This is a genomic window from Acetobacter estunensis, from assembly GCF_019083805.1.
GTDB classification, from domain to species: domain Bacteria; phylum Pseudomonadota; class Alphaproteobacteria; order Acetobacterales; family Acetobacteraceae; genus Acetobacter; species Acetobacter estunensis_A.
Window position 1 is genome coordinate 139,104 of the sequence record NZ_JAHRDV010000003.1, and the last position, 15,838, is coordinate 154,941.

The window sequence follows — 15,838 nt, forward strand, 5'->3', positions numbered from 1 at the left end:
TTGCCGCGAAAGCATCCTGTGCCGATCCAAAAAAAAGAAGCGTCGCGCAGCATGTCGTCTGAAACAGGAGATGGGAACGGACACGTTGGTTTCCCACATATTCAGTCAAAACAGTGCCATGACGCAAATGCATTGTCGCCTCGGTCTCATGTGCAAGAGGGAAGAAATGAGAAGAATACTAACTCTCCTTCACTCTCCGCTATGTCCTCAAATGCACTCGGATCGTCCATCAACTAATGCAAAAGACTGAAATGATGCCTTCTGTTCGGTCGCTCTTCCCGACATTTATCCAACAGTCGAGTATTTTTCATACTCGAAACATCTCAATCCATGAAAAGATAAATACACCATAATTCCAAATGGAAACACGCATGACGTCTTTGGATCCACGTATATCTCGCCGTCATTTCGGTCTCGGAGCGCTCTCCATTCTCGGAGCTTCGCTCCCGATCTCTCCGCGCCGCGCCCACGCGGCAAACCTCTCATCCATCACTCTGCGTGTTGCCAGCTTTCGCGGTATGGATTCCACAATCATTCCTGCTGCCGAGCTCGCGGATTTTCCATACAAAGTGGAATTCAGTGAGTTCAATTCAGGCAATCTCATTGCTCAAGCCATCAACGCCAATGCTGTCGACCTGGGTGGATGGAGCGAGATTCCTCTTGTCTTCATCGCGGCTTCCGCTGCGCGGGTGAAGATAGTTGCAACAATCGATGGTCCCACAACCAATCAAGCAGTCGTTGTACCCGCAAACTCTCCCGCCCGTTCATTCGCCGATCTGAAAGGTCGGAAAGTTGGCTATATCCGTTCGACTACAGCACATTATTTCCTGATACGAATGCTTCAGAAAGTTGGTCTTACATTTGCCGATATCACGCCGGTCCCACTCGGAATGAGTCAGGGCCTCACAGCACTGAAATCAGGCAGTCTGGACGCCTGGGCAACCTATGGTTACGTCATTCCGCTTCTCATGGCTGATGGTTTCGGCCGCATTCTCGAAAGTGCCGAAAATATCCTCTCCGGCCATTACTTCATCGGCGCCAACCCACTCCGGCTTCCCAACCCAGATTTTCGAGCAGCCGCAGCGGATTACATCAACCGCCTCGGTAAAGCCTATACACTTCTCACACAGAACAAAACACGGTGGGCGAAAGCCATTTCCCCTATCATCCAGATACCCGAACCCATTGTACTGAGCGATCTCGACGCTCAAAATCGTCCCTACCGCATACGCCCATGGAATGATGGTGATATCCAGAGCGCCCAGATTGTTGCCGATACTTTTGTAGAACAGCGCCTCATTCCCTCACGGCCAGACCTGAAGTCCGTCTTCTCCAATGAATTAACAGCCCTCCTGACCGGCTGATGTACTACTAGAGTCGTCAGGAAAACTTCGCCTCGGAAAATAGCGGGTCTTCATGCCTCTTCTTTTGTCGTGCATAACGTTCAGAAGAAATTTCCACGCCTTCACGCAACAATGGCCCCAGTCGCCAGAAATTACGCAAAGGATCCGCACTGGCTCCATCCCATCCGTAATCATGTCGGATTTGTCCAAGAGGATCATGGGACAGCTCATCGCGCCGCACAGCATCCACACCTACATAGAGCGCATCGTGAGGGCAATAGACTTCACACATAAAGCATATCTGGCATTGATCCGGACGAGCAACAGTCGGAGCCTGTTCTTCCTGTCCCATATCCAGGACATGATCCGGGCAGGCCACAACACAGGTATTGCAACCGGTGCAACGCTCCTCAAGAATGTCTATGGTCATGATCCGCTTTCCGCTGCGCTTAAACTCTCCAGATTCGTATGAACGCTCTCAAGCCCGGTTGTCAGAAGATGTTGTTCGTAATCAGCATTTATATCCGGATAATCCACACGCACATGCATGCCTCGGCTTTCACAGCGCGTCCGGGCAGCCGCATTGCACCACCGCGCGGTAGCAGCCATAGCTGCTGTTTCCCGTGCAGCAACTGCATCAAGACCTTCACCATGCAGATGATCCCGCGCTTCCACCCATGCAGCATTCTGCGCCCCGCCGCCACTGGTGGCTCCCGCGATATGCTCGCGTGTGGCCGCATCTCCGGCGGCATAAAGCCCCGGCACCGATGTCGCGCATCCGGTATCCACAATGCGCAAACCACCAACACCCCGGATCGTACCCTCGCCAAACAAACTGACTTCGAAGCGATCTCGGAACATATTCAGCCCACGCCTCTCGAACGCGGCAACGGTTGCCGGCTGGATCTCGCGAATTACGGCAGGCAGTTGAGCTGGAGCTTCATGCAGATCTGCATACACAGCACCATCCTGAAACGCCGTCGCCAAAGCGCAGAGATAGTCACGCGGTCGATCCCATCCCGGAATCTCCAACTGATCTCCTTGAGAATTGAAAAACCGCGCTCCGGTATAAGGCAGCGTCCGGGTACACAACCACGAAGGAGAGATGGAGTAGGACACACAGAACTCCATGCCCGACAGTTCCGCACCCGCCTCCACACCCATGAGGTACCCATCCCCGGTATTGGAATAACTGCCGAGCAATCCCGAACGGAATGCGCACCCTCCCGTCGCAAGGATCACCGCGCCCGCATATGCCCGCCATGGCCTACCCAACAGACGCGCATAACCCGCAGCCCCCGCAATGGCACCATCCGTTCCCGCCAGAAGTTCCAACGCCGGATAGTGATCAAGGATCGTCACACCCAGTGAAAGCGCGTAACACCTCAACGCGCGCAAATATTCCGGCCCGCGCAATCCCGAACGAAACACACCGCCACGTCCATCACCGGAGAAAGGATACCATGGCGCAAGTTCAGGAATGGATTGCCACGTTATATCAATAATACGATGCATCCATACCGGATCGGCCAGTCCGAAGGCTGTTTCAAGCCTTTTTCGAACCGCAGCCTCCCGTCGCCCTTCCTCTGGGGGCACCCACCAATGGTTGGGACCGGCAGGCGCTGTGACACCGCTCGTGCCCATAAATCCTTTATCCACAACGACAACGGACGCGCCTGCCTTGGCTGCCGATATGGCAGCCCATCCCGCTGCCATGCCGCCACCTATGATCAAGACGTCTGTGGTAATTTCATGCATGGTGGAGCTTTCGCAGGAAAAGACTGAAAAATGACGAAAGAAGACGATCTTTCGTCAGAACTTTTACTCTATTTCCCACACCCATCACTAACCAGAAAGTATTTCTTACGTGCAGCTTGATGAAAATAAATTGAATACAGCCAGACGTGTCACTTTCCATCTGAATCTTCAGAATTCCTCACTGTCCCTTGTCGCCCGCTAGCCTCAATGTAATATCACCTTGCTCAACAGAACCACCACGAACAGCGAAGGGAAGTTACACATTTCGCATCTCATACGCCCTCGTCGACTGTTCGTCTCGAAATTTGCTCTGTCAGAGCGACGACATGCACAAGATACCTTGTCTCATCTTTCTGGAGTTTCACCCCTGATGACATCTTTTCCCGACCGTGACGCCGATTCTTCGGTTGCCCCATTCATTCTCAACCGCTGGTCCCCACGTGCTTTCACGCCTGATGACATCACGCGCGACGAACTCCTAAACATTATCGATGCTGGTCGTTGGGCACCCTCTGCTTATAATGCGCAACCGTGGCGCTTCATTTACGCACGACGCAACACACCGGATTGGGAGCGGTTCCTGTCATGGTTGATCCCCTTCAACCGCGCCTGGGCAGAAAATGCTTCCGCCATTATTTATATTGCTTCCCGAACCATCACAGACAGCGCCCGCACAGGTGAACCAGTCGATGCGCCGTCTCACGCATTTGATGCTGGCGCCGCCAGTGTTCTGATCCAGTTGCAGGCCAATCAGAATGGATGGTTTACTCATCCCATCAGCGGCTTCGACAAAGAGTTAGCCCACGCTGGCTTGGAATTGCCTGAAGACCATGTGGTGCATGCAGCCATCGTTCTTGGACATCGTGGAGATGCCAGCCAGCTACCGGAAAATCTTCGGGAACGGGAAGCGCCATCGACACGTGCCTCCCTTGAAACGCTGGCCTTCGAGGGCCGCTTTATACCTCCGACATCCCAATCCTGACCGCTCAGGCGGCGATCCCAGTGGGATCGCCGTTTCAGATTTCATACTCTCCTTCGGTTTTTCGTTCCCTGTCGATCCGATCAAGAAGTCGCTCCAGAGCATGAAATCCTGCCTGCCACATCCCCAGATTTTCTCGGTTTCCTATATGCCCAACCCATCCTGCCGGAAATAGCTCCGCTCCCCAACGTTGAGCCAGAAACCGTGCGCGGCACGGCGAAAGCCACTCGTCATTATCGCTCGCGGCCAGAACGGATGGAAATGCAATAATCTTTTGAGGCACGGGTGCGAACCCTCTTGTGCGCATCACACCCGATGCCCTGGACTCGTCCACATCTGCCGGCGCCACAAGCAAAGCGCCAGCAATGTTCAGTTTCGCACAATGAACCGTCAGCAAGGCGCCCAGACTATGGGCAATGATTATGACAGGCCGGACACACACGTTGACAAGAGCTTGCAGGGCCGTTTGCCACGCCACCAGATCAGGACGCGACCAGTCAGTCTGTTCGACGCGCTGCACAGACACCCCATGCCTCCGCAGAAACTCCTCCCACAGGGATTGCCAATGTCGCGCACCTGAACCGTCAAGACCGGGCACAATTACCACATCAAAAGCGGCGAGACGTTGAACGAGACTCTTCCGCCCATCCTGTTCTTCATCAACCAGTGACGAAACCGGGTGCGGCACGGGAAATTTGGAGCGCGACGAAGAGGAAAGACGCATGACAGGTCTCCGGCTAGCGGGCATCACATCATTGTAGATATCATGATACTCTTTTCTGAAAACGTCTTTCGTGAATAAGAGAAAACCCATACATTTCGCAGGAATCAATGAGCTGTTGAGAAACAGAAAATAACATCATGAAACGATTTCACGAATCATGCGGATCTTCATCTGACAAAACAATCAAATTCCGAATCCATTTCGAAAATTAAAGGATCTTACCGACAATGAGTTCCAAAACAGCGACTTTTCCACGATGTCGAAAGTCCCCGCACGCATCACCCGATCTTCTTTCCCTTTCAGCGGGCAGAGATCTCTCACACCGAAGACAGTAGTTTCACTTTACTCCGATAGGGAAACATTCCCATGATCGCCTCCCGCATCATCAAGATTGACGGCATATTCCTCGGAACCCTGATTCTGGACCATACACCGCCAAGACATCGTTTCTATGCCGTGCACGATAGCGTTCGCTCACTTCATAAACGCACGGCGTCCGAACCGGGCGAACTCATGCGACAAGCAGCTCTGCATCTGCGGCGTGCTCGGTATACTGCCGCATATCCTTCGTGATCATCGCCACCAGTTTCCATCATGAAAAAGGCCCGGATGCTGAACAGCATCCGGGCTTTTTTTTTCAGATCAGATAAAATCAGGATCGGGAGCCGCTATTCCTCCCCGCCTCCGATAATCCCAAGCTTTGTGATGCCCAACCGTTGGGCATCTGCCAACACATGAGCAACGATCTTGTAATCAGCAAGACGGTTCGGACTGATGTGCATTTCCGGCTGCTCCGGCTGAGCAACAGCTTCCTGCAGGCGGCTCTGGAGTTCAGCCTCACTTACAACAGGGGCACCGTTCCAGGTGATCGTGTTGTCGAAATCAATCCCAAGTGTGACGGTCTGTGGATCCGGCGTGGTTTGTGGCGGTGGATCGCCCTGCGGAAGATTAAGCGAAACGGAGTGCGTCTGAAGCGGAATAGTAATGATGAGCATGATCAGCAGCACCAGCATCACGTCGATCAGCGGCGTGGTGTTGATATCGACAATACCCTCATCCTCAGTGGTGCTGTCAGAACCGACATTCATACCCATGAGCACTCTCCTCTCGGGCCAATGAAGAGCCACGCTTCAGTTTGCATGAGGCTGCTCCGTGATGAAGTCCACTCGCGTCACACCCGCTTCCTGACAGGCTGCAACCAGCTTCCCTACCGGCTCATAGCGGGCACTTGCATCGCCCCGGATCATGATCTGGGGCTGCGGCTGCTGACGTACGACCTTATCCAGCCGCGCCATCAGATCCGCATGGTCACGCAGCGGCGTCTGATCCCACCATGTCTGTCCATCCGCCGTCACCGCGAGGGTGACGTTGCCCGGCAATACTTTGCTGGGTTGGTTGGTGTCTTTGGGCAGACTTACTTTCACCGTGTGGGTCGCCACCGGAATGGTGATGAGAAAGATGATGAGCAGCACAAGCATGACGTCAACGAGAGGCGTCGTGTTGATGGCGGAAATGACCTCATCATCATCCCCGCCCCCACCGATGGAGATTGCCATGATCAGGCCACCCGGGCTGATGCGGTCGCTGTGGTGGGCGAACGATCGGGCCGCACGACAATCGTCTCGCGTGTAGCGCCATGCCGGAAACCACCGATCAGGATCGACTGCACGTCTGACGCAAAATTGCGTACCCGTTCAAGAGCGTTCTTGTTGCGACGAACCAGAAGATTGTAGCCCAGAACGGCAGGAACGGCGGTGCCCAGACCAATCGCTGTCATGATGAGCGATTCACCGACAGGTCCTGCCACCTTGTCGATTGACGCCTGCCCAGCGATGCCGATGGCCGTGAGTGCGTGGTAAATACCCCAGACCGTGCCGAACAGCCCCACGAATGGCGAGGTCGAACCAACCGTTCCGAGGAAGGCCAGTCCACTCTGAAGGTTACTTTGCACCGTATCGACAGATCGCTGGATTTGGGCAGATGTCCAGTCGGAAAGATCGATTGAATCCTGCATCGTCCCTTCATGATGCTCTGCAGCCGTGATAGCGGTCTCGGCCACGTAACGGAACGGCGAAGTCGTCTTGAGCGATGCCGCTCCTTCCTGAAGTGTCCGGTGCGACCAGAAATTCTTCGCAGCCGCCTTGGCCGAGGACAGAAGACGTGCCTGTTCAACGAATTTCGTAATGATGATGTACCACGATCCAATGGACATCAGCAGCATGATGATCAGAACGCCGCGCGCAATGATGTCACCATTCGCCCAGAGCGCACTCAGTCCATAAGGATTGTCCGCCGATTTCTCAGTCACCACCGGAGATGGAGCGATAGGCGCAGCCTCCGGCGCCGCATTTACGGAAGGTGCCGCAACTACCGGAGCCTGAGACGACGATGAAGAAGGTGCAGCTGTGCCGTCAGCGGCGGCATTCTGTGCCGCCGACGGAATTGCAGGTGCAGCAGCGTCCTGCGCGAAAGCAGCGATGGGTGCTGAGGAAGCAAGCAGCCCCACGAGCAGCGGGACGGCAAAACCACCAAAGCGCGAGCGGTGCGACAGGGGTGTCATTGGCATTTCCATTCCTGTGTCTTGTGATCAACAGATAGTAAAATCGCGAACGTCGGAAACTCATTCATTCAGGCTGAATGAAATCGTATAGGTGTGGTGAAACTCTTTGACGGGCACACCATTTGCCGTGGCCGGCACGTAACGGGCTTTGCGCACGTAATCGAGTGCGGCACGGGCAAAGTCCTGCCCTCCGGTAACACTTGTCGCCTTACAGTTGCTGGTCTCGCCCGTAGGCTCCACGTCGCACACGACGGAAACACGTCCCTCTCGCCCTTCATCCTGGGCCTCATCGGGATATTCCAGCGCCACGTGGTTCACAGGGCGCGAGCCCGCGACATGATCGGGCACGGCTGGACCCGGTGGCGCTGATGACGTCGGCGCGGGTGTCGCTGCCACATGCGGCGAAGGCACAACCGGTTTGAGCGGCTTTGTATGCGTCACGTGCCGAACGACCGGCTTGGGCGGCTGCGGCACCTTGATCTTTGGTGGAGGAATATAGGGCGGTGGTGGTGCGGTCAGCTGCGGAGGCGGGGGTGGAGGCGGAGGAGGCGGGGGCGGCTTGACCGGTCGAATCACTACAGCCTGCATGGGCACGTGCTGAACAGGAGCCGGCTGTTTGTCCACCCAGGTCGCATAAATCCCCCCCAGCACGAGAAAGATGAACGAGACCCCGCCAACGCCAACGGCCTGCTTTACCGGACTGCGCTGCTCCTGCGCGTAATCGAACATGCAAGACAACTCCCAGACAGCCATGTATTGGCGCGAGAGCCATACTTCGGGTGGTAGGGAAATCCATTTCCCTTTTGAAAACGTGAATTCCGAAGAATGGCCCGTTCTGAAAGTGTATGCGAAAAACCCTCTTATGAAACCGGAGTTATATTCAACCGTCAGTCAATGCTCGCCAATGAATCGATATTGTCACGGACGCAAAAAAGCCTTGGCCAGAAATTATCTTTCCAGACCAAGGCCCCTATCGACGCATAATCGCTTTTGATCGCAGCCGTTTACCGCACGGTTTCAAAAGCCGATCGTCCCGCACCTTCAAGCACCGCATCCGCCTGCGGGGTATGGATACGCCCGCACAGAACATTTCGATAATGCCGCTCCAGAGGATTGTCTTGACTAAGGCCCGGATTTCCCGTGACTTCCACAGCCCGGGCAACGGAGGCAATGGCATTTTCGGTCACCAGACGCTTGATCTGTCCAGCCTCCACCAGAGTGATGGTTCCGTTCTCAACCTTCGCTAGCGCTCGATCCAGCAGAGCTTCATTGGTGAGAAGCAATCCGTCTATCTCTCCCAGAACAGCGTGAAAACGCGGCAATGTGGACAAAGGACGACCCAGTGCCGTAGGAACGCGTCCTTCGAGAAATCCAACCAGCCATTCCCGGGCCGCGTGCGCAACCGCATCGTAGAGGGCGGGTACAACAACCGTATGCCATGTGGCGAGCGCAGGGGTTTCCGGATTGCTCCGGCTGTCATGGAAATTGATGAGATACCGCTCAGGAATTTCAACATCCTCAAAGACGATGGTGTCGCTGCCGGTCGCTCTCATCCCGAGTTGATGCCAGCTTTTCTCGATCCGGACACCGGGAGAATTGAGCGGCACAAGGATCTGCCCGATCCGCGGCACATCCTCCTCAGTGGCACCCCATACAACGCCCCAGTGCAGCGCCGAGGAACCGGTCGAAAAGATTTTGCGCCCGGAGAGCAGCCAACGCCCGCCTTCCCGGCGCACCCGTGTGGCCGGGATTCCGCCACGTGCTGGCGTGCCAAGCTCCGGCTCTACCCGCAAAGCGTTGACGAGCGCGCCCGAGCGGACAATCGAATCAAGCACCTCGCCACGTACATCCTCGGGCCATGTGTCGGATGCCACGATCCCAGCTGTCTGAAGATACTGCATGGCCAGAATCAAAGCTGTGGAAGGATCACCCTGCGCCACACGCGCCACGATTTTCACGATCTGACGCAGGGTAATCCCACCGCCGCCTCTGTTGCGAGGCACCGCCAGAGAAAGAAACCCGCCTTTTCGCAAATCTTCTAGGTTATCAAAACCGATTTCACCACGACGATCATGTTCCGCCGCATGAAGAGCAAACCGGCGCACGAGATCATCCGGCACTTCTATCTCGACCTGCGTGGGTTCGATAATCCGTGATCCGTCCATGATAAACTATCCATCTTCCGTCAGGGTGATGTCAGATTCTGTTCGAATGCCTTATCGAAAGCGCCCGACCGCGTGAGGAAACCGGCAGATCGGTAGGCATCGGCAACACCTGTTTCGGCCTTGATTACATCAGGCGTCACAGGTGCTGGCGTGGCAATAAGTTTTTTCGCCACAGACACAGCCACATTTTCCGGGATTCCGGTCTGGCGGGCAAGAATGCGGGCATATTCCGCTTGATGCTGAGTGCCCCATGCATAGGCCGCCGTAATCCGGCGATAGAAATCAGCCAGCAGCACACGCTTGCTGACCAGCGCCTCCGTATTGGCCACAAAGAAGCTGTTGTTCGGCATCAGACCGGCGGCATCCGCCACAACGTGTCCATGTCCGGATATGACGGCGAGAGAGACATAAGGCTCCCACGTAGACCACGCCTCCACACGCTGTGTATCGAGCGCCGCCTTTGCCTGTGCCGGCAAAAGAAAAACGAACTTCGGCGCTGGAGCAGAAATGGCTCCTGTTGCCAGCAGACGTAGCAGAAGCAGATGACCTATGGAGCCTCGACCCGTGGCAATCCGCTTACCCGACAACTGCGTCGCACTGGTGATGGAAGAACCTTCCGGTGCGATCACGGCCGTGGCTTTTCCTCCCCCACGCGGCGGAATCAGCCACGCCGCCTTGATGGGCAATCCTGCTCCCCAGGCAAAAATGAACGGACCGTCTCCAGCGATACCCGTATCGACAGCTCTGGCTCCCAGCGCCTGCAACAGCGGGGCTGCCGCCTCGAACTCCACCCAGCGAATGCGATAGGGCAAGTCCTTGTCCACCCCAGCCGCTTCCAACAAGGCTTTCTGCTGGCCTTTCTGATCCGCGACAATCAATTCGTCTTGCGCCCGGGCGGACATCCCCGGAAGCGCCCCAGCCACAAGAACAAAAACGCATGACAGGAGGCGAGAGCGGCCGAACAGGCGGCGCAAAAGCGGTGAAGCATGTTTCATTCTCGAAAAACCATCACCAGACATCGCGGAGTTCAATCAAATCACGTAAACATATGACATTAATATAATTCACACTATATAAAAATGTAAATATGAAAGGATGTCTCCTGAAAATACGTACAGCGTGGAGTCACGAAGTCATGTCCGGCGCAACCCTGCACAACACATCTCCCGCCGCACCCCGGTTTGACGTGCCGTCAGGCACTGCCTTCTCTTCCTCCTCGCGGAGAGAGTGGGTCAACAGGCTGCAACTGCAGAACCTTGCCCGCTATCTTTCCCCCTTGCTGATGATCCTGTGCTGGCAGACCGCATGTTCTACAGGACTGCTGTCCACCCGACTTGTTGCGTCACCCCTTCAAATTCTCGGAACAGGCTGGACGCTGGTTCAAGACGGCACCCTCTCGACCAATATGGGTGTGTCACTCTTGCGCGCGGTCGCCGGGCTTTCCCTTGCTCTCTTGGTTGGAACCAGCCTCGCCCTGATTTCGGGACTTTCCCAACTTGGTGAAAACATCGTGGATGCCCCACTTCAGATCTTCCGTACGCTGCCGGTTCTTGCTCTCGTGCCGCTGTTCATTCTCTGGTTTGGCATCGGAGAAACCCCAAAAATTCTTCTCGTAGCACTAGGCTCCATGTTTCCAATCTATCTCAATCTTCACAAGGGCATTCGCTCGATCGACCCCAAATTGCTGGAAATGACCCGCACCCTGCGCCTGTCACGCAGCCAGACCATCCGCGATGTGATCCTTCCCGGAGCATTGCCCGATCTGTTGGTCGGCATCCGTTTTGCGGTCGGCATATCATGGCTGATGCTGGTTGTGGCCGAACAGGTCAACGCCGACAGTGGTATCGGACACATGATGATGGACGCACAGGATTTCCTGCGCACCGATATCATTTTCGTCGGACTTGCGATCTATGGACTTCTGGGACTGATCTCGGATCAGGTCGTGCGCATATTGGAACGAAAAGCCCTCGTCTGGCGTCCTCAGCATCTTAAAACAACAGCGGGCGCATGATGAATCAGATATCTCCCCTGATCGCCGCTCCCTCCGTCGCTCAACCCGCTGTCAGTGTGCGCGGCCTGAGCCGCCGTTTTGGAAACGGTCCGCGCGTACTCGATCAGTTGAATCTGGATATTGCTCAAGGCGAGTTTGTCGCTCTTCTCGGTCGCAGCGGTTCGGGTAAATCGACATTGCTCCGTACCCTGTCAGGTCTCGACCCTGTCACGGAAGGTCACATTTCCTGCCCTCAGGAAATCTCCGTGGTGTTTCAGGAAAGCCGGCTCCTGCCATGGAAAAAAGTCTGGCAGAATGTGACGTTGGGCCGCAACGATACACCACGAGATCAGGCACGCCATGTTCTGGAAGAAGTGGGACTTGCCCATCGCATTGATGCCTGGCCCCTGACCCTATCCGGCGGGGAAGCCCAACGCGCTGCACTGGCGCGGGCGCTCATACGGGAGCCGAAATTCCTGATGCTGGATGAACCCTTTGCAGCACTCGACGCGCTGACGCGCCTGCGTATGCAGGATCTCGTGTCAGCCCTGTGGCAACGACACAAAAGTGCCGTGCTTTTGGTGACTCACGACGTGGATGAAGCGCTCTTACTGGCGGATCGCGCCGTAGTTCTGGAAGCTGGGCGTATCCGGGCTGAGTTGCCGATCCCTCTTCCCCGTCCGCGTCGGCACGCCGATCCTGTTTTTGTGCGCTTGCGTGCTACGCTGCTGGAACATCTGGGCGTGCATGAATAGCAGCACACTCAGATTCTATAATGTTGTGACGGGATAGACACCACGATCACTGCCTTACCACGAAGTGGATGAACAACAATACTTAATAAATAGCATCGTTTACGATTCACAACATTATACATGACCATTCCTCTCGTGATTTTATCTGAAAAATCCATAACATCTACTCATCAAGAGATTATGTGGTCAGAGAAAATGCCTGTCGAATTCATCGGATATGTCAGCGCGCGTGAGCAGACGGAAATCGTCGGACCCTTTGGTCCAGCCGTCGATCCCGTCTATATCGAATCTTCTGCTCTGCTGCATGAACGCGGTGATTTCGACCGTGTGCTGGTGGCTTTCCATTCCAATTCACCCGACAGCCTGCTCGTGGCCCAGCACGCAGCGTCCGTCACCACACGGCTGGGTCTGCTGATTGCGCATCGACCGGGTTTTGCTTCCCCCACATTGGCCGCCAGACAATTCGCCACGCTGGACAATCTGACCAACGGGCGCGTGGCCATGCATGTCATCACAGGTGGCAACGATCTCGAACTGCAAGCCGATGGCGATCGCCTGACCAAAGCCGAGCGCTACGCCCGAGCGGCCGAATACATCCGCATCGTTCGACGGGAATGGGAAAGCAGCACTCCCTTCGATCACACGGGTAAATTCTATCGCCTACATGGCGCCAACTCGACCGTCTTGCCGCACGCATCGGGAAGTATTCCCATTTATTTTGGCGGAGCTTCGGAAGAAGCCATCGCTGTCACGGCAGAGCAGGCGGACGGATACGCTCTGTGGGGGGAACCTCTTGATGAAGCCGCACAGCTGGTCAACCGCGTTCGTACAGCCGCCGGAAAATACGGTCGCACTCTACGCTTTTCCATTTCCTTTCGGCCCATCATCGCGGATACGGAAAAGCAGGCTTGGGAACGGGCTGCTGACATTGAAGCCACGCTCAGGTCACGTCAGGAACATGAGCGCGAAAAAGGCGGTATCGCCCTCGATCGTCCCGGTACACGCCCTACTCCTGAAACACTTCCCACAAACGAAGGATCTCGACGTCTTCAGGCGATTTCATCCCGTGGCGCACGCCATGATGAGCGACTGTGGACAGGTGTGGTTCAGGCTACCGGCGGGCGCTGGAACTCGACATCGCTCGTTGGGACACCCGATCAGGTCGCGGAAAGCCTTCTGCGCTACTACCGTCTTGGTATCGAGACATTCCTTATCCGGGGCTTCGACCCGATCGCAGACACGGTTCTCTACGGCCGTGAACTGATCCCACGTGTAAAAGCGCTTGTCGCACAAGAAGAACGCTGTGGCGCCTCCGTTGCCTGATATCCTCCTCTTCAGTATTTTCGTTTCTTCTTGCCCGGAAATCCAATGATCATGATCCGCACCGGGCTGCGCGCCCTTCTGCTCGCCCCTCTTCCCGGCCTTGCCACGGCGTATGCCGCAACACCTCATGCCACGTCGTCTACGGCTGCCGCCCTACCCCACCAGAAAATACATCAACAAAAAGCCCATGCGCCGGTTCAGGGCGGCAACGAGACCTTCTCCATCCGAGTGGGCCGCAACACACCGCGTCTTGCTCGTCATGTGCCGCTGGGCGCATTCGGCAACCACTCCGAGTTCGACACGCCTTTTTCCGTCAGTTCCGTCTCCGCTGCTCGTATCGAGGCCATGCAGGCAAACGATATCAACGACGTCATGCGCTATGAGCCGGGCGTGCAGGCCAATTCCAATGGAGGAGCCACCGCGTCTGGCTCAAGCGTGCGTGTGCGCGGTCTCAATCTTGACTGGACAAATGGCTACAAGATCGACGGTCTTGCCATTCCTTATTGGTATATCGATCTGCCGGTCGCGAATTTCGACACGATTCAGGTTTTCAAAGGCGCATCCGCCTTCATGTACGGTTTCGGCTCGCCGGGCGGCGTGCTGGACTATCGCCTCAAGGCGCCTTTGGAAAATCGCAAATTGACATTGGAAGCCGGATATCGTTCGGACTCAATCTTTCGACAGATGCTCGATGTCGGCGGCTCGCTGGACAAGGACCACCGGGTCCAGACGCGCCTCGTTTTCGCAAGCGAGGTCGGCGATCAGTACAACAAGGGCTTTGTACGCAATCTTTCCACATCGTTCACCACCAATGTGCGCATCACCGACAAACTGCACTGGCATTTCAATACATTTTATCTGAACACCCTTCAGAAAGGTCTGGTGAACGGCATTCGTGTCGCCAGTGGCGTGGGCACGGTTCAACCCATCAGTGGACGCACCGCGTTCGGTGCGCAGGGTTCATGGAAAACTAACGACATGAAGCGCTTCAGCACTGGATTTGACTGGGAGTTTGCGAAAAACTGGAACGCGAGCCTGACCTATGGCTACACACATCTGGACGAGCGCTTTCCTTCCAGCATGCTGACATTCACAAGCACTGGCGGCAATTACATGAGTCAGCCGTTCCAGATGACCCGTGTCCTGACCTACCATCAGGTCGATTTCATGACACAGGGACATTTCGATACAGGCCCGCTGCGCCACGATGTCGTCATCGGTGTAACGTGGCTCCGACAGATATTCGATGCGGACGCCAACTCCGGTGCGGCTTCCGAATATGAATACGGCAATGTGCATTTCAACCGCCCGTCCCTGACGAGTGCGTCACACTATAATCCACGTATGTATCGCTACATCGATTACCAACAGGTCGCGCCATTCTGGAGCGACACCATGACATGGGGCAAATGGTCTCTAATGGCGGGGGCCCGCTACACCAATTACATGGAAAACGATTACGCGACGACCGGGGCGCGCACGGCAGCCCATCGCAACAATCCCGTCACCCCCGTTGTTTCACTGAGCTACAAGTTCAAGCCGTGGATCAACGCCTATTTCAGTTGGGTGCAGGCCATGCAGGCGGGCGGCCAGGCCACCGCCGGCACCGCCAATTACATGCAGGTCTTCAGCCCGATGCGCAGCGATCAGTATGAACTGGGCGTTAAAGTCCAGCGCAAGACGTTCAGCGGCACGCTCGCGCTCTTTCGCATGGATACAGGCGCCGCCTACACCAATGCCCAGAACTATTACGTGCAGGACGGAACATCACGCTATCAGGGAGTAGAAGCTGCGGCTTCGTGGCTCGTGACAAAAGACCTGAATATCAATGCAAGTCTGGCCTATCTGGACGCGCGTTATGTAAAGGCTGCTGTTGGCTATGCCGGTCACCGGATTGAAGCCGTCGCACCCTTTCAGGCGGCCCTGAACGCCGATTACCGCGTACCGGCCATCAAGGGGCTGAGTGTCAATGCGGGCTTCAACTATCTTTCCCGCAGTTGGCTGGACGCCGCCAACACCATCCGGCTTCCGTCCTACATCGTGGGCAATATCGGCGCGACCTACATCACGCGCGTCAGCGATCACACACTGACATTCCGCGCTGCCGTGGAAAACATCGGCGGCGTGCGCTACTGGCTCAGCCGCGGCGACAGCCTTTTGTTTGCTGGCGCGCCTCGCACCGTCACGCTCAGCACCCGCTTCGATCTGTAACGTGCCCCGGTCCTCTCGCCGGAAGTG

The 15,838-nt window shown here is 55.8% G+C and carries 16 protein-coding genes; 7 read left to right on the forward strand and 9 right to left on the reverse strand.

The features are described from left to right. Positions 1-371: 371 nt before the first annotated feature. The gene (locus KUA11_RS05385; protein WP_217409341.1) at positions 372-1,364 is read left to right on the forward strand and encodes an ABC transporter substrate-binding protein; all 993 of its coding nucleotides are present in this window, start codon (positions 372-374) and stop codon (positions 1,362-1,364) included. Positions 1,365-1,380: 16 nt separating this feature from the next. Here KUA11_RS05385 and KUA11_RS05390 read toward each other — a convergent pair whose 3' ends face one another. Together KUA11_RS05390 and KUA11_RS05395 are read right to left on the reverse strand one after the other, a co-directional pair. Further along, a complete protein-coding gene (locus KUA11_RS05390) occupies positions 1,381-1,773 on the reverse strand; it encodes a 4Fe-4S dicluster domain-containing protein (protein WP_217409342.1) in 393 nt (130 codons plus the stop codon). Next, the gene (locus tag KUA11_RS05395) at positions 1,770-3,101 is read right to left on the reverse strand and encodes an FAD-dependent oxidoreductase (RefSeq protein ID WP_217409343.1); all 1,332 of its coding nucleotides are present in this window, start codon (positions 3,099-3,101) and stop codon (positions 1,770-1,772) included. The genes KUA11_RS05390 and KUA11_RS05395 overlap by 4 nt, the downstream gene beginning before the upstream one ends. 370 nt (positions 3,102-3,471) lie before the next feature. Here KUA11_RS05395 and KUA11_RS05400 point away from each other — a divergent pair, with 370 nt between their 5' ends. Next, positions 3,472-4,083, forward strand: coding sequence for a nitroreductase family protein (locus tag KUA11_RS05400; RefSeq protein WP_217409344.1), 612 nt, complete (start codon positions 3,472-3,474; stop codon positions 4,081-4,083). Between the two features lie 34 nt (positions 4,084-4,117). Here KUA11_RS05400 and KUA11_RS05405 read toward each other — a convergent pair whose 3' ends face one another. After that, the gene (locus tag KUA11_RS05405; RefSeq protein ID WP_217409345.1) at positions 4,118-4,804 is read right to left on the reverse strand and encodes an RBBP9/YdeN family alpha/beta hydrolase; all 687 of its coding nucleotides are present in this window, start codon (positions 4,802-4,804) and stop codon (positions 4,118-4,120) included. A gap of 366 nt (positions 4,805-5,170) precedes the next feature. Here KUA11_RS05405 and KUA11_RS05410 point away from each other — a divergent pair, with 366 nt between their 5' ends. Continuing rightward, positions 5,171-5,377 (forward strand): hypothetical protein, encoded by a 207-nt coding sequence (locus KUA11_RS05410; protein ID WP_217409346.1) that lies wholly within the window; start codon positions 5,171-5,173, stop codon positions 5,375-5,377. A gap of 95 nt (positions 5,378-5,472) precedes the next feature. Here the strand turns inward: KUA11_RS05410 and KUA11_RS05415 are convergent, their stop codons facing one another. From KUA11_RS05415 to KUA11_RS05440, 6 genes are all read right to left on the reverse strand, one after another. Next, positions 5,473-5,898: an ExbD/TolR family protein gene (locus KUA11_RS05415; RefSeq protein WP_217409347.1), complete on the reverse strand. Its 426-nt coding sequence runs from the start codon at positions 5,896-5,898 to the stop codon at positions 5,473-5,475. A gap of 36 nt (positions 5,899-5,934) precedes the next feature. After that, entirely contained in the window at positions 5,935-6,360 is a 426-nt protein-coding gene (locus KUA11_RS05420; RefSeq protein WP_217409348.1) for an ExbD/TolR family protein, read from the reverse strand. A 2-nt stretch (positions 6,361-6,362) separates the two neighbouring features. Next, positions 6,363-7,364 carry a MotA/TolQ/ExbB proton channel family protein gene (locus tag KUA11_RS05425; RefSeq protein WP_217409495.1) on the reverse strand — a complete coding sequence of 334 codons (1,002 nt, stop codon included), beginning with the start codon at positions 7,362-7,364 and terminating at the stop codon, positions 6,363-6,365. A gap of 60 nt (positions 7,365-7,424) precedes the next feature. Next, entirely contained in the window at positions 7,425-8,093 is a 669-nt protein-coding gene (locus tag KUA11_RS05430; protein ID WP_217409350.1) for an energy transducer TonB, read from the reverse strand. Positions 8,094-8,368: 275 nt separating this feature from the next. Continuing rightward, complete coding sequence (locus tag KUA11_RS05435; RefSeq protein WP_217409351.1) at positions 8,369-9,529, reverse strand: acyl-CoA dehydrogenase family protein; 1,161 nt, start codon at positions 9,527-9,529, stop codon at positions 8,369-8,371. Between the two features lie 20 nt (positions 9,530-9,549). Beyond that, complete coding sequence (locus KUA11_RS05440; protein ID WP_217409352.1) at positions 9,550-10,524, reverse strand: ABC transporter substrate-binding protein; 975 nt, start codon at positions 10,522-10,524, stop codon at positions 9,550-9,552. A gap of 287 nt (positions 10,525-10,811) precedes the next feature. Here KUA11_RS05440 and KUA11_RS05445 point away from each other — a divergent pair, with 287 nt between their 5' ends. From KUA11_RS05445 to KUA11_RS05460, 4 genes are all read left to right on the forward strand, one after another. Continuing rightward, positions 10,812-11,543, forward strand: a complete 732-nt coding sequence (locus tag KUA11_RS05445; RefSeq protein WP_217409496.1) for an ABC transporter permease — start codon at positions 10,812-10,814, stop codon at positions 11,541-11,543. After that, entirely contained in the window at positions 11,543-12,277 is a 735-nt protein-coding gene (locus tag KUA11_RS05450; RefSeq protein WP_408744158.1) for an ABC transporter ATP-binding protein, read from the forward strand. The genes KUA11_RS05445 and KUA11_RS05450 overlap by 1 nt, the downstream gene beginning before the upstream one ends. Before the next feature lie 195 nt (positions 12,278-12,472). Further along, on the forward strand, positions 12,473-13,600 hold the full coding sequence (locus KUA11_RS05455) for an LLM class flavin-dependent oxidoreductase (protein WP_217409354.1): 1,128 nt from the start codon (positions 12,473-12,475) through the stop codon (positions 13,598-13,600). Between the two features lie 45 nt (positions 13,601-13,645). Further along, a complete protein-coding gene (locus KUA11_RS05460) occupies positions 13,646-15,811 on the forward strand; it encodes a TonB-dependent siderophore receptor (protein WP_254454699.1) in 2,166 nt (721 codons plus the stop codon). Positions 15,812-15,838 lie beyond the last annotated feature (27 nt).

Excerpts from the sequence above, each read along its gene's own strand:
- KUA11_RS05385 (WP_217409341.1), top strand. The coding sequence starts at position 372 with ATGACGTCTTTGGATCCACGTATATCTCGCCGTCATTTCGGTCTCGGA.
- KUA11_RS05390 (WP_217409342.1), bottom strand. The coding sequence starts at position 1,773 with ATGACCATAGACATTCTTGAGGAGCGTTGCACCGGTTGCAATACCTGT.
- KUA11_RS05395 (WP_217409343.1), bottom strand. The coding sequence starts at position 3,101 with ATGCATGAAATTACCACAGACGTCTTGATCATAGGTGGCGGCATGGCA.
- KUA11_RS05400 (WP_217409344.1), top strand. The coding sequence starts at position 3,472 with ATGACATCTTTTCCCGACCGTGACGCCGATTCTTCGGTTGCCCCATTC.
- KUA11_RS05405 (WP_217409345.1), bottom strand. The coding sequence starts at position 4,804 with ATGCGTCTTTCCTCTTCGTCGCGCTCCAAATTTCCCGTGCCGCACCCG.
- KUA11_RS05410 (WP_217409346.1), top strand. The coding sequence starts at position 5,171 with ATGATCGCCTCCCGCATCATCAAGATTGACGGCATATTCCTCGGAACC.
- KUA11_RS05415 (WP_217409347.1), bottom strand. The coding sequence starts at position 5,898 with ATGGGTATGAATGTCGGTTCTGACAGCACCACTGAGGATGAGGGTATT.
- KUA11_RS05420 (WP_217409348.1), bottom strand. The coding sequence starts at position 6,360 with ATGGCAATCTCCATCGGTGGGGGCGGGGATGATGATGAGGTCATTTCC.
- KUA11_RS05425 (WP_217409495.1), bottom strand. The coding sequence starts at position 7,364 with ATGACACCCCTGTCGCACCGCTCGCGCTTTGGTGGTTTTGCCGTCCCG.
- KUA11_RS05430 (WP_217409350.1), bottom strand. The coding sequence starts at position 8,093 with ATGTTCGATTACGCGCAGGAGCAGCGCAGTCCGGTAAAGCAGGCCGTT.
- KUA11_RS05435 (WP_217409351.1), bottom strand. The coding sequence starts at position 9,529 with ATGGACGGATCACGGATTATCGAACCCACGCAGGTCGAGATAGAAGTG.
- KUA11_RS05440 (WP_217409352.1), bottom strand. The coding sequence starts at position 10,524 with ATGAAACATGCTTCACCGCTTTTGCGCCGCCTGTTCGGCCGCTCTCGC.
- KUA11_RS05445 (WP_217409496.1), top strand. The coding sequence starts at position 10,812 with ATGATCCTGTGCTGGCAGACCGCATGTTCTACAGGACTGCTGTCCACC.
- KUA11_RS05450 (WP_408744158.1), top strand. The coding sequence starts at position 11,543 with ATGAATCAGATATCTCCCCTGATCGCCGCTCCCTCCGTCGCTCAACCC.
- KUA11_RS05455 (WP_217409354.1), top strand. The coding sequence starts at position 12,473 with ATGCCTGTCGAATTCATCGGATATGTCAGCGCGCGTGAGCAGACGGAA.
- KUA11_RS05460 (WP_254454699.1), top strand. The coding sequence starts at position 13,646 with ATGATCATGATCCGCACCGGGCTGCGCGCCCTTCTGCTCGCCCCTCTT.